The sequence below is a fragment of the Bacillus sp. FSL M8-0266 genome (assembly GCF_038613425.1).
Lineage (GTDB): Bacteria > Bacillota > Bacilli > Bacillales > Bacillaceae > Bacillus > Bacillus pumilus.
The window spans coordinates 907,802-920,516 of the sequence record NZ_CP152015.1 but is presented as its reverse complement, the minus strand read 5'-3'; the positions used below and the strand labels follow the sequence as shown (position 1 = coordinate 920,516).

Sequence of the window (12,715 nt, the reverse complement as noted above, 5' to 3'; positions counted from 1 at the left end):
CGCACGCTGCTCCATATATCCTTAGAAAGGAGGTGATCCAGCCGCACCTTCCGATACGGCTACCTTGTTACGACTTCACCCCAATCATCTGTCCCACCTTCGGCGGCTGGCTCCATAAAGGTTACCTCACCGACTTCGGGTGTTACAAACTCTCGTGGTGTGACGGGCGGTGTGTACAAGGCCCGGGAACGTATTCACCGCGGCATGCTGATCCGCGATTACTAGCGATTCCAGCTTCACGCAGTCGAGTTGCAGACTGCGATCCGAACTGAGAACAGATTTATGGGATTGGCTAAACCTTGCGGTCTCGCAGCCCTTTGTTCTGTCCATTGTAGCACGTGTGTAGCCCAGGTCATAAGGGGCATGATGATTTGACGTCATCCCCACCTTCCTCCGGTTTGTCACCGGCAGTCACCTTAGAGTGCCCAACTAAATGCTGGCAACTAAGATCAAGGGTTGCGCTCGTTGCGGGACTTAACCCAACATCTCACGACACGAGCTGACGACAACCATGCACCACCTGTCACTCTGTCCCCGAAGGGAAAGCCCTATCTCTAGGGTTGTCAGAGGATGTCAAGACCTGGTAAGGTTCTTCGCGTTGCTTCGAATTAAACCACATGCTCCACCGCTTGTGCGGGCCCCCGTCAATTCCTTTGAGTTTCAGTCTTGCGACCGTACTCCCCAGGCGGAGTGCTTAATGCGTTAGCTGCAGCACTAAGGGGCGGAAACCCCCTAACACTTAGCACTCATCGTTTACGGCGTGGACTACCAGGGTATCTAATCCTGTTCGCTCCCCACGCTTTCGCTCCTCAGCGTCAGTTACAGACCAGAGAGTCGCCTTCGCCACTGGTGTTCCTCCACATCTCTACGCATTTCACCGCTACACGTGGAATTCCACTCTCCTCTTCTGCACTCAAGTTTCCCAGTTTCCAATGACCCTCCCCGGTTGAGCCGGGGGCTTTCACATCAGACTTAAGAAACCGCCTGCGAGCCCTTTACGCCCAATAATTCCGGACAACGCTTGCCACCTACGTATTACCGCGGCTGCTGGCACGTAGTTAGCCGTGGCTTTCTGGTTAGGTACCGTCAAGGTGCGAGCAGTTACTCTCGCACTTGTTCTTCCCTAACAACAGAGCTTTACGATCCGAAAACCTTCATCACTCACGCGGCGTTGCTCCGTCAGACTTTCGTCCATTGCGGAAGATTCCCTACTGCTGCCTCCCGTAGGAGTCTGGGCCGTGTCTCAGTCCCAGTGTGGCCGATCACCCTCTCAGGTCGGCTACGCATCGTCGCCTTGGTGAGCCATTACCCCACCAACTAGCTAATGCGCCGCGGGTCCATCTGTAAGTGACAGCCGAAACCGTCTTTCATCCTTGAACCATGCGGTTCAAGGAACTATCCGGTATTAGCTCCGGTTTCCCGGAGTTATCCCAGTCTTACAGGCAGGTTACCCACGTGTTACTCACCCGTCCGCCGCTAACATCCGGGAGCAAGCTCCCTTCTGTTCGCTCGACTTGCATGTATTAGGCACGCCGCCAGCGTTCGTCCTGAGCCAGGATCAAACTCTCCGAGGTATGCAGGATGCATATCACACATGCGTTGCTACACGATGTAGCGAACTTAGCATGTGATCATTTCCTGCCTCGTCAGCGTTTGACTGACTACCTATGATATATCATAGGATTTTTTTATAAAAACTCGAATTAACAGGTACGTTTTGTCTTGTTTAGTTTTCAAAGATCATCTTCATCGTCTCTCAGAGGCGACTTTCTCAATATAACATTTCCATGCTGTGTGCGTCAAGTGTTTTTTAGAATTTCTTTTTGTCAGCTTTTCTTTCAAAGCAACTTGGTTGCTCGTTAGCGACGTATAATAATATACCATCATAATATTCAGGCGTCAATATCTTTTTTCACAAAATATCCTCGATGATAGATTTTTTGTCCCTTTGTCTCAATCGGCTCCACTTGAACAATTCCTTTTTCCACAAAGAAATCAATCATGACGCTAAGGTCAGGCGTGAAATACTTGAGGTCAGGATGCGCGAGAAGCTCGCCAAAAAGCCATATATCTTGCTGTTCCATGACATGACGCAAATGAGCGGCGCCAATTTCTGCTTTTGAATGGATCAAAAAGTCATTTGCTAAAAATAAAAGTTCCAAACGCTTATGAAGGCTTTCGTGGCTTTCAATGAGTTCTGAATAAAGTTTATATACTTCCGGTTCCATATGACGCACCTGATTCCAAACTGTCACTTCTGGGTGGAAACCTTTATCGATCACTTCAATACGTGCCAAATGATGCAGAGCATGCACAATTGAATTATATGCATCAAGGAATTGATTTGACTCAAAAAATGCTTTTCCTTCTATATATCTGCGAATTAGCTTGCCGTATTCTAAGCCGATTTTAAGTTTGCGGTTTGAAAATGGGAATGTACTCAGGTCATCAATTAAATTGAAAATGTATTCATTTCGATCAAATAGGACTTTCCCATTCAAAATCCAATCAATGATTCGGCGGTTCGTGCCAAGGGTAATCCATTCCTTCAACTGCTCATCTGTGACAATATTTAAAGAAGCTGTTTGGTGATCGGATTCATAGTGCTTGATAAATAACGGCTCTTCCGCTTCTTTTACAATGACTAGAAGAGCTGCATCAAAGTTATCCGTCTCAGAAGATACCTTGTGTCTTCTTTCTACTATAATCACAGCCAATGTGTCTGGATGGCTTGCTCTCTCTTGATAAATAGGACGGAGAAGATTTTCCATAGTGATTCCTCCAATACTCGGGTGTAAAGTTCTTCTCTAATGCTATGTATTTCTCCTCATAGAATCAAAATTCCTTCAATTCAAGAAAAAAGATCATTGAATCATTATAAGCAATTTATTCACAAAACTCTATAACTAATTCAAACGGAAAGGTAAAATGTGCTATATTGGAGACAAGGGGGACTAGGGATGGCGAAATACTCCAGTAAGATTAATAAAATCAGAACATTTGCACTTAGTTTGGTTTTTGTTGGCTTTCTGATCATGTATATCGGTGTGTTCTTCAAGGAATCGATTTGGCTGTCGACTTTCTTTATGCTGCTCGGCGTCTTATCGATCGGATTGAGTACAGTGGTTTACTTTTGGATCGGTATGCTTTCTACGAAGGCAGTCCGTGTCGTATGTCCAGGCTGTGAGAAGGAAACAAAAGTGCTTGGGCGGGTGGACATGTGCATGCATTGCAGAGAGCCGCTTACACTCGATCCAGCATTAGAAGGCAAAGAGTTTGATGAATCCTACAATCGAAAAAAGTCATAAAAAAAGCTGACCATTTAACCGGTCAGCTTTTTCATTAATGATTTTCTTTTTTCGCACATTCTTGACAAGTCCCATAGATCTCCAAGCGATGATGACTGACTGTAAAGCCCGTCACATGGGATGCAAGCTGTTCAACTTCATCAAGGCCAGGATAATGAAAGTCCACTATTTTTCCGCAGTTTTCACAAATCGCATGGTAATGGTCAGATGTCGCAAAATCAAATCGGCTTGAGGAATCACCGTACGTTAATTCCTTTACTAATCCAGATTCCCGGAAGACTCGTAAATTGTTGTAAACCGTTGCGACACTCATATTTGGAAATTTCCCTTCAAGTGCTTTATATATATCGTCCGCGGTTGGGTGAGTCATAGAATTTACGAGAAACTCCAAGATGGCATGGCGCTGCGGAGTAATTCGAACACCGGTTTCTTTTAAAGCATCTAAAGCGTCTTTTAGTTCGTGAGCAGCCATTTCATCATGCACCTCTCTTCAAAAATATTCTTATATTATAATCTTTATAAATAGTGTACCCCCAGAGCCGAATCTTTGTCAATTACAATCCTCTTTTTTACCTATTCTTCTTCACAAAAAAGACCGGTGTGTCTGCCGGTCCTATCCTGTGATGATATTAAGCGTGAGCTTTCAGTTCCTCAAGCGCTTCTTCTACGTGGTCTTTTACCTTAACTTTTCTCCACTCTTTCACAAGCGTTCCTTCTTTATTAATAAGAAACGTTGAACGTTCGACGCCCATGTATTCTTTGCCAAAGTTCTTTTTCAGCTTCCATACTCCAAAGGCTTCAGACAATTTCTGTTCATCGTCTACAAGAAGTAAGAACGGTAAATCATGTTTTTCTTTAAACTTCTGATGCTTGTCCTGACTGTCTGGGCTTACGCCGATAATGACAGCATCTAATTCTGCAAAGCTTTGATGGCGATCGCGGAAATCACATGCTTCTGTAGTACAACCTGGTGTCATATCTTTTGGATAGAAATAAAGGACAATATGTTTTCCTTTAAAGTCAGAAAGCTTTACTTTCTCCCCGTTGTCACCGGTTAATTCAATTTCAGGTACTTGCTGGCCTACTTCGATTGTCATAACACAATCCCTCCAACCTATTTTTAAATAGCCTATCCAATTTTGAGAGGATATTCAACTAAGGACGCTTGCATCGGCATGTTAAAATAATGATAGACGACGTGATACGTTGAGATAGGAGGCTATTTATGAAATTCACAGAATCAGAAAAATTACATCAAGAGGCGCTGGAGCATATTGTTGGAGGTGTCAACAGCCCCTCTCGTTCATATAAGGCAGTAGGCGGCGGTTCACCCGTGGCTATGGAAAAAGGAGAAGGCGCTTATTTTTGGGATGTTGATGGAAATCGCTATATCGATTATCTAGCAGCATACGGCCCAATTATTACAGGACATGCCCACCCTCATATTACAAAAGCGATTACAAAAGCGGCTGAAACAGGTGTCCTTTACGGAACGCCAACGAAGCATGAAGTCACTTTTGCTAAAATGCTGAAGGAAGCCATGCCTGCTTTGGACAAAGTTCGCTTTGTCAATTCAGGTACTGAAGCTGTGATGACAACGATTCGTGTCGCACGTGCATATACAGGCAGAACAAAGATCATTAAGTTTGCTGGATGTTATCACGGTCACTCTGATCTTGTACTTGTGGCAGCTGGCTCTGGTCCTTCCACTTTAGGAACCCCTGATTCAGCGGGTGTTCCAAAGAGCATCGCCAATGAAGTGATTACCGTTCCATTTAATGATATTGACAGCTACAAAGAAGCATTGGATCGATGGGGCGATGAAGTCGCAGCTGTCCTTGTCGAGCCAATTGTCGGGAACTTCGGCATCGTGGAGCCTAAGGACGGTTTTCTGCAGCAGGTCAATGACCTCACTCATGAAAAGGGCGCACTTGTGATCTACGATGAAGTGATTACAGCTTTCCGCTTTATGTACGGAGGCGCACAGGACTTGCTTCAAGTAAAACCTGACCTCACTGCATTAGGAAAAATCATTGGCGGCGGACTTCCGATCGGTGCTTATGGCGGTAAAAAAGAAATTATGGAGCAAGTCGCTCCTCTTGGACCAGCCTATCAAGCTGGCACGATGGCAGGAAATCCCGCATCCATTCTTTCTGGTATTGCCTGCTTGGAAGTGTTAAAACAAGATGGTGTTTACGAGCGTCTTGATCAGCTTGGCGCTATGCTAGAAGAAGGCATTTTAGCCCATGCAAAAAAACATCAAGTAGATATTACAGTGAACCGCTTAAAAGGGGCTCTCACGATCTATTTCACAAAAGAAACCATTGTGAACTATGAACAGGCTGAAAATACGGATGGCGAAATGTTCGCCCGCTTCTTTAAATTAATGCTTTCGCAAGGGATTAACCTCGCTCCTTCTAAATATGAAGCTTGGTTCTTAACGATCGCACATACTGAAAAAGATATTTCTGAGACGCTGCAAGCAGTAGATCATGCGTTTGAACAGTTGAAACAATCATAATAGGGTCAAAAACAGGCGTAAAAAAATGCGCCTGTTTTTTTATTTATCAGCTCTTGTTTGTCAAAAGCGTGTGAATCTGTTACATTTCTTCTCAATACCTTCTTTTGATGTTTTCATGAACTTTCAAAAATCACTTGAATATTTCGGAAGACCGCTGTATATTACTTAGTTGTTCATCAAAATATTTATAATAAATGACGAGTGATCATCTATTATCTAAAAGAAAGGAATGCAGGGACAAAACCAATGAAACTTGGAGCCCGTATTTTAAAAACTGGTATTGCCATTGTACTCGCGCTTTACCTGGCAACATGGCTTGGGTTGCCAACGCCCGTCTTCGCGGGAATTGCAGCTGTATTTGCTATCCAGCCATCTATTTATCGATCTTTTTTAACGATTGTTGATCAAGTGCAAGCCAATATTATTGGAGCAGCACTTGCCATTACGTTCGGCCTGCTTTTTGGTACTGGACCAGTCATTATCGGTTTAACCGCCGTCATGGTCATTGCCATTAATTTAAAGCTGAAGATTGAACACACGATTCCAATTGCACTTGTAACCGTCATTGCGATTTTAGAAAGTGCAGGGGATCATTTCCTTTCCTTTGCCTTAATTCGAACAGCTACTGTGGTGTTAGGAGTTCTTTCTTCATTTTTAGTGAATTTAATCTTCCTGCCGCCAAAGTATGAAACAAAGCTTGTTCATCACATTATGGAAAATACGGAGGAGATTTTAAAATGGATCCGTCTGAGCTCCAGACAGTCTACTGATCATTCCATTTTAAAAGATGACATCGATCAAATAAAAGAACGCATGATCAAATTAGATCACATTTACTTGTTATACAAAGAGGAACGAAGCTATTTAAAGAAAACAACCTATGTAAAATCAAGAAAGCTCGTTTTGTTCAGACAGGCCATTATGACATCGAATCGTGCCCTTTACTTGCTGAAAAAGCTTCATAAATTAGAAAATGAAATTCTTTTGATGCCAGAGCATTTCAAGGAAAGCTTAACAGATGAAATTGATTACTTACTGTATTGGCATGAGCGCACCTTGATGAAATTCGTCGGTAAAATGAAACCGCAGGACGATGAATTTCAAAATGAATGCTCTCTTCGCCTTGAAACGTTAACGAAATCATTTATCCAGCATCAGCAAAACCAAGAAAACGACTTGCTCGATTACAATATGCTAAATGTCATGTCCAGCATCATCGAATACCGTGATGAACTAGAGCATTTAGATACATTGATTACAAGCTTCCAGACGTATCACCCAAAAGACAGTGAAATTGAGACAGAAGAAAAAGAAGCATAAACTGAGAAAAGACCAATTCCTAGAATTGGTCTTATTTGATTTTCTTCATTTTAGGATCCAGTGTGTCTCTTAATCCATCTCCCATCAGGTTAAAACCTAAAACTGTCAGCATGATCGCTACACCTGGGAAAATTAATGTCCAAGGGGCTTGAACGAGATAAGGTCTCGCATCGGCGAGCATCTTCCCCCACTCTGGGCTTGGTGCCTGTGCACCTAATCCTAAAAAACCTAAAGCCGCTGCCTCGATAATCGCTGTTCCGATCGCAAGCGTCGCCTGTACGATGACCGGCACCATACTGTTTGGCAGAATGTGACGCAGCACGATGCGGCGGTGTGACATCCCAATCGCCTTTGCTGCTAGCACGTATTCTTCTTGTTTAATACTCAGCACTTTTGAACGAACGAGTCGTCCAAAGGTTGGGACATTAATAATCGCAATGGCAATAAGGGCATTTTGTAAAGAGGGTCCTAAGATGGAGACGATCGCAATCGCTAGTAGAATACTAGGAAAAGCGAGTAAAATATCAAACACTCTCGAGATCACAGCATCTAGCACTCTTCCGCCATAGCCTGCAATTAATCCAAGCAGTGTGCCTAAAATGACAGATCCGAGAACCGAGAAAAAACCAACCCATAAGGAAATCCGCGTGCCCTGCACAACTCTTGAGAATATATCTCTGCCGAAATCATCTGTACCAAACCAGTGCGCAGCTGATGGCGCACTAAATCGCTCACCGAGAGATTGTTCATTGATTCCAAAAGGAGCAATGAGCGGTGCGAATATTGCTAAGATGAGAAATAAAAAGACAATCACACTGCCAATGACCGCCAGCTTGTGCTGAAAGAACAGCTTCATCGATTCAAGAATCAATGATTGAGAGCGTTCTTCTTTTGGCTTAGGTGGTTCAAGCTCTTTTTGCGCTTCCATGTGATCACTCTCCCTCCCTAATATTTAATCCTTGGATCAATGACCGCATACAAGATGTCCACAATGAAATTGATCAGGACAAATATGAGCGCAACGACGAGAATGCCTGTTTGAATGACTGGGTAATCACGATAGCTGATGGCGTCATATATATACCGCCCAATGCCCGGCCATGCAAAAATGGTCTCTGTTAAAATGGCTCCGCCTAGCAAGAGGCCTGTTTGAAGACCAATAATCGTCAAGATCGGAATAAGCGCATTTTTCAACCCATGCTGATAAATGATGAAAAATGAACGTACCCCTTTTGCTTTTGCTGTTCGAATAAAATCTGAATGAAGCACTTCCAGCATACTTGCCCTTGTTATCCTCGCAATAATCGCAGCAGGGATTGTAGCAAGTGCTGTACTTGGTAAGATCAAATGCTTGATGCTGTCAGTGAATTGATCAAACCGGCCTTGCAAAAGCGTGTCCAGCGTATGAATATAGGTGATTGATTCCACTGGATTTCTTACATTTTCACGTCCCGTTGTCGGTAAAATACCTAATTCAATCGAGAACAGCCACTGCCCCATTAAGCCTAACCAGAAAATCGGCATGGACACTCCAATGAGTGCAACAAACATCGCGACATAATCAAAGAAAGAATGTTTAAACCAAGCACTGATGATTCCAGCATTTACACCCACAACAATCGCCAACACCATGGCAAAAAAGGTCAATTCTAACGTCGCAAATAAGTACGGCTTCATTTCCTGGGCAATAGCCGCTCCTGTTCGTATCGAAGTCCCTAAATCTCCTTTTAAAAGGCCCAGCATGTAATGTCCGTATTGAACATACCAAGGCTGGTTTAAACCGAGCTGGATGGTTAACTGTTCTACCGCTTCTTTCGTTGCCCGCTGTCCTAAGATGACCTGTGCTGGGTTCCCTGGAATAAACCGTATAATTGAAAACACGACCAATGTCATTCCGATCAATACTGGGATGAGCATTCCTGCCCGCTTCATACAATAAGCAAACAAACAGCTTTCACCGCCTTTTCTTTGTTTGAATAAGGGAGATACAAGATCTCCCTTATTTGCTTATTCGAAATACACGTCAGTCAAAGCTTCTGAACCAGTTGGATGCGGCTGGTAGCCTTTTAAATCACTAGATGTTGCAAGCATTGGGATTGAATGCACCAATGGAATCCAAGGTGCTTCATCATGAATGATTTCTTGTGCTTTTTTATATAGCTCATTTCGTTTCTTTTGATCTGTGTCTGTTTGTGCTTCAATGAGGATGTCGTGCATTTTATCGTTTTCGAAGAATGTATAGTTGTTGCCGCCAATGCTGTCTTTGTCCAAAAGTGTGTAGATGAAATTATCAGGATCGCCATTGTCCCCTGTCCAGCCTAATAAGAACACATCAGCCTCCCCTTTACTTGCCTTATCTAAATAGGTCGCCCAGTCGTAAGTCACAATTTCTGCTTTGACTCCGACCTTTTCAAAGTTTGATTGAATGACTTCTGCTACCTTCATCCCATCTGGCATATATGGACGCGGTACAGGCATCGCCCAAAGCTTGATACGAAAGCCGTCAGGAAAGCCCGCTTCTTTTAAAAGTTCCTTCGCTTTTTCAGGATCATACGGATATGGATCAATGTCGTCATTGTAGCCTTCTAAAGCTGGCGGAAGAGGGTTTTTTGCTGGCTCGGCAAGTCCGCCATAAAATGACTTAATAATGGATTCTTTATCGACCGCGTAATTGAGCGCTTGACGAACGAGCTTGTTATCGAGCGGCTTCCTTGTGACGGTCAGTCCGATATAGCCTACATTCATTGATGGTCTTTCAATGAGCTGGAGTGCCTTATCAGTTTTAATGCCATCTAAATCTGACGGATTCACGCCATCCATCAAATCGATCTCGCCTGTTTTCAAAGCATTTAAACGAGCCGAGTTTTCTGGGATCGAGCGGAAGATGATTTGATTCAGTTTTGGTTTATCCTTCTGCCAGTAATCTTCGTTCTTTTCTAACACGATACGGTCGTTTTGTTTCCACTCTTTAAATTTGAATGGTCCTGTTCCCACTGGATTCTCACGAAAGGAATCGCCGCTTTTTTCAACAGCCGCAGGACTCGCGATGCCAAACGGTGACATGGCAATGTTTTTAAGGAATGTCGCCTGCGGGCGCTTTAGCTGAAATTCAACTTCATGCTCACCTTTGACGATGATGTCTTTAATCACATGGCCTTTATCTTTTTTATAGCCACCAAACATGCCGTAGTAAGGGAATTTTTCTGCATCGCCATTCATCCAACGATCAAAGTTGAATTTCACTGCTTCTGCGTTAAAGTCTGTGCCATCGTGAAATTTCACACCTTCTCTTAAGTAGAATGTGTATGATTTTCCGTCCTTTGCAACATCCCAGTCTGTTGCGAGACCTGGATGGATGGTCGTGTCTTTCTCACCATAATTCAGCAGCTTTTCAAACATATTCTCTGTGACCTTGAAGGTTTCGCCTTCTGTTGTTGTGATTGGATCAAGTGAAGTGGAGTCTCCTCCTCTGCCAAATACGAGGGTATCTTTTGTTGCTTTTTCTTCTGATGACGGTGCGGACGAGCATCCCCCCAAAAACAGTGCAAGCGCCAGCACAAAAATGAAACTACTGAACAACCATGTCTTCTTCATTGTGTTCCTCCTTTTGATATAAGTAACACGCCGCTGCGTGCCCCGGTTCCTCCTCATACAAAGCAGGTACTGCTTTTAAGCATTTCTCCCACCTTTTTGGACACCTTTTGTAGAAAGGACAGCCGCCGCTTGGTGTCATGGCAGACTCTTCTGCCGACACATCTTGCGTCTCTAGCACGTGATCCATATGTGGAATGGATTTCAGAAGCAGCGATGTATAAGGATGAAGCGGGCTGTGAAATACGTCTTCGGCAGGCCCCATCTCGACAATGCGGCCTGCATACATGACTGCGATTCGGTCGCTCATATACCTGACAACACCAAGATCGTGAGAAATAAATAGATACGTTAGAGAAAGTGTCTTTTGCAATTCAAGCATCAAATTCAAAATTTGCGCCTGAACGGATACATCTAAAGCTGAAACGGGTTCATCGGCAATGACAAGACTTGGATGGGTAATGAGTGCTCTAGCGATACCAATACGCTGCCTTTGTCCGCCGCTGAATTGGTGCGCATAACGTTCTCCGTAGGATGGGTCAAATCCGACAATATGCAGCATCTCTTTTACCCGCTTCCGTCTTTCTGCTTTCGTTCCATGTTGATGGACAATGAGCGGTTCCTCTAAAATATCTTTGATTTTCATTCGTGGATTTAATGAAGCGTATGGATCTTGAAAAATCATTTGAATGTCTTTTCTTAAAGAACGCATCTCTCTTTCTTTCAAAAGAGTGACCTCTTGCCCTTTCAGTTGAATAGAGCCTGACGTCGGTTCAGTCAATCTCATTAAGCTTTTGCCAAGTGTTGATTTCCCGCAGCCCGATTCACCAACAATGCCAAGCGTTTCCCCCTCCTTCACGTGAAAGGACACTTGATTTAAAGCCAGAGTCGAATGTTTGTGTTTAGAAAAAAAAGCGGCTGTGTCATACCGTTTTGTCAGTTGATTCACTTGCAAGAGTGGGTGACTCAGTGTCTTCTCCTCCTTCCATTAGAAAGCATGCCACGCGGTGATCCTGTTCAATGGATTGTAAAACTGGATCTTCTTCAAGACATTGCGCCATTTGATAAGGGCAGCGCGCGGCAAATTGACAGCCGGATCGAATGGTCCCAGGCTTCGGTACATGACCTGCAATAGAGATGAGCTTTTCTTTTTTCTCTTTAAACGATGGAACTGAGGCGAAAAGACCTTTTGTGTAGGGATGCAGAGGTTTTTGAAAAATACGGTCAACGGTTCCTTCTTCTACGATTCGACCGGCATACATAATCATGACTCGCTGGCATATTTGCCGCACGACGCCTAGATCATGGGTAATAAATAAGATCGCGGTGTCCATCTCTTCATTCAGCTTTTTGAGCAGGCGAAGGATTTGCGCTTGGATGGTCACATCAAGTGCAGTTGTTGGTTCATCTGCGATCATGAGCTTTGGGTGACAAAGCATCGCCATCGCAATCATCACACGCTGGCGCATGCCACCTGATAATTCATGCGGGTATTTTTTAAGCAACGATTCGGCTTGCTTCAATCCGACTGTCTGAAGCAGATCAACCGCCTTCGCTTTTGCTTCTTTTTGACCGATTGCTTGATGTGTGAAAAGGGCTTCCGTCATTTGTTTGCAGATGGTCATTAATGGGTTCAGAGAGGTCATTGGTTCTTGGAAGATCATCGAAATATCATTTCCTCTTATTTCTCGCCACTGTTTTTCTGAAAGCGACAGCAGGTTTTGCCCTTCGAATTGGATCTCTCCCGTTGTATCTGTTTGCTGGTTCAGTCCCATTAATGACATAGATGTGATGCTTTTCCCGCAGCCAGATTCGCCAACAATTCCCAAGGTTTCTCCTTTTTGAATCGAGAACGATATGTGATGGACGATGGGTACTTTTTGCTTTTTTTGCTGAAATGCAATGGACAGCTGTTTGACATCTAGCAGCACGTCTTGTTCTTTCACATATTCACCACCCCGTCATACTTTTTAAA

Annotated in this window: 11 protein-coding genes and 1 rRNA gene; 3 read left to right on the top strand and 9 right to left on the bottom strand. The window is 43.8% G+C overall.

The window, feature by feature from the left end; all coding sequences use genetic code 11:
• Positions 1–25: 25 nt before the first annotated feature.
• Positions 26–1,574, bottom strand: a 16S ribosomal RNA gene (locus tag MKY83_RS04365).
• 318 nt (positions 1,575–1,892) lie between these two features.
• Positions 1,893–2,771 carry a nucleotidyltransferase-like protein gene (locus tag MKY83_RS04360; RefSeq protein WP_065097424.1) on the bottom strand — a complete coding sequence of 293 codons (879 nt, stop codon included), beginning with the start codon at positions 2,769–2,771 and terminating at the stop codon, positions 1,893–1,895.
• Between the two features lie 189 nt (positions 2,772–2,960).
• On the opposite strand from MKY83_RS04360, the gene MKY83_RS04355 reads away from it, so the two are divergent.
• Complete coding sequence (locus MKY83_RS04355; RefSeq protein ID WP_003217804.1) at positions 2,961–3,308, top strand: YgzB family protein; 348 nt, start codon at positions 2,961–2,963, stop codon at positions 3,306–3,308.
• Between the two features lie 34 nt (positions 3,309–3,342).
• On the opposite strand, the gene perR is transcribed toward MKY83_RS04355, so the two are convergent.
• Positions 3,343–3,780, bottom strand: coding sequence for a peroxide-responsive transcriptional repressor PerR (perR, locus tag MKY83_RS04350; protein WP_003217782.1), 438 nt, complete (start codon positions 3,778–3,780; stop codon positions 3,343–3,345).
• 157 nt (positions 3,781–3,937) lie between these two features.
• Positions 3,938–4,405, bottom strand: coding sequence for a thioredoxin-dependent thiol peroxidase (gene bcp / locus MKY83_RS04345; RefSeq protein ID WP_065097425.1), 468 nt, complete (start codon positions 4,403–4,405; stop codon positions 3,938–3,940).
• A 128-nt stretch (positions 4,406–4,533) separates the two neighbouring features.
• Between bcp and MKY83_RS04340 the strand changes: the two genes are divergently transcribed.
• Positions 4,534–5,829, top strand: coding sequence for a glutamate-1-semialdehyde 2,1-aminomutase (locus MKY83_RS04340; RefSeq protein ID WP_065097426.1), 1,296 nt, complete (start codon positions 4,534–4,536; stop codon positions 5,827–5,829).
• Between the two features lie 246 nt (positions 5,830–6,075).
• Positions 6,076–7,149, top strand: a complete 1,074-nt coding sequence (locus MKY83_RS04335; protein ID WP_065097427.1) for an aromatic acid exporter family protein — start codon at positions 6,076–6,078, stop codon at positions 7,147–7,149.
• Positions 7,150–7,180: 31 nt separating this feature from the next.
• Here MKY83_RS04335 and MKY83_RS04330 read toward each other — a convergent pair whose 3' ends face one another.
• The 5 genes from MKY83_RS04330 to MKY83_RS04310 are packed head-to-tail and all read right to left on the bottom strand — an operon-like array spanning position 7,181 to position 12,686.
• Positions 7,181–8,077 carry an ABC transporter permease gene (locus MKY83_RS04330; protein WP_065097428.1) on the bottom strand — a complete coding sequence of 299 codons (897 nt, stop codon included), beginning with the start codon at positions 8,075–8,077 and terminating at the stop codon, positions 7,181–7,183.
• Between the two features lie 17 nt (positions 8,078–8,094).
• The gene (locus MKY83_RS04325) at positions 8,095–9,096 is read right to left on the bottom strand and encodes an ABC transporter permease (RefSeq protein ID WP_065097429.1); all 1,002 of its coding nucleotides are present in this window, start codon (positions 9,094–9,096) and stop codon (positions 8,095–8,097) included.
• Between the two features lie 60 nt (positions 9,097–9,156).
• Positions 9,157–10,743: an ABC transporter substrate-binding protein gene (locus MKY83_RS04320; protein WP_065097430.1), complete on the bottom strand. Its 1,587-nt coding sequence runs from the start codon at positions 10,741–10,743 to the stop codon at positions 9,157–9,159.
• On the bottom strand, positions 10,718–11,695 hold the full coding sequence (locus tag MKY83_RS04315) for an ABC transporter ATP-binding protein (protein ID WP_342488202.1): 978 nt from the start codon (positions 11,693–11,695) through the stop codon (positions 10,718–10,720). Before MKY83_RS04315 ends, MKY83_RS04320 begins: the two co-directional genes overlap by 26 nt.
• Complete coding sequence (locus tag MKY83_RS04310) at positions 11,664–12,686, bottom strand: ABC transporter ATP-binding protein (RefSeq protein ID WP_342488201.1); 1,023 nt, start codon at positions 12,684–12,686, stop codon at positions 11,664–11,666. The genes MKY83_RS04315 and MKY83_RS04310 overlap by 32 nt, the downstream gene beginning before the upstream one ends.
• Between the last annotated feature and the right edge of the window lie 29 nt (positions 12,687–12,715).

Excerpts from the sequence above, each read along its gene's own strand:
- MKY83_RS04320 (WP_065097430.1), bottom strand. The coding sequence starts at position 10,743 with ATGAAGAAGACATGGTTGTTCAGTAGTTTCATTTTTGTGCTGGCGCTT.
- MKY83_RS04355 (WP_003217804.1), top strand. The coding sequence starts at position 2,961 with ATGGCGAAATACTCCAGTAAGATTAATAAAATCAGAACATTTGCACTT.
- bcp (WP_065097425.1), bottom strand. The coding sequence starts at position 4,405 with ATGACAATCGAAGTAGGCCAGCAAGTACCTGAAATTGAATTAACCGGT.
- MKY83_RS04330 (WP_065097428.1), bottom strand. The coding sequence starts at position 8,077 with ATGGAAGCGCAAAAAGAGCTTGAACCACCTAAGCCAAAAGAAGAACGC.
- perR (WP_003217782.1), bottom strand. The coding sequence starts at position 3,780 with ATGGCTGCTCACGAACTAAAAGACGCTTTAGATGCTTTAAAAGAAACC.
- MKY83_RS04340 (WP_065097426.1), top strand. The coding sequence starts at position 4,534 with ATGAAATTCACAGAATCAGAAAAATTACATCAAGAGGCGCTGGAGCAT.
- MKY83_RS04360 (WP_065097424.1), bottom strand. The coding sequence starts at position 2,771 with ATGGAAAATCTTCTCCGTCCTATTTATCAAGAGAGAGCAAGCCATCCA.
- MKY83_RS04335 (WP_065097427.1), top strand. The coding sequence starts at position 6,076 with ATGAAACTTGGAGCCCGTATTTTAAAAACTGGTATTGCCATTGTACTC.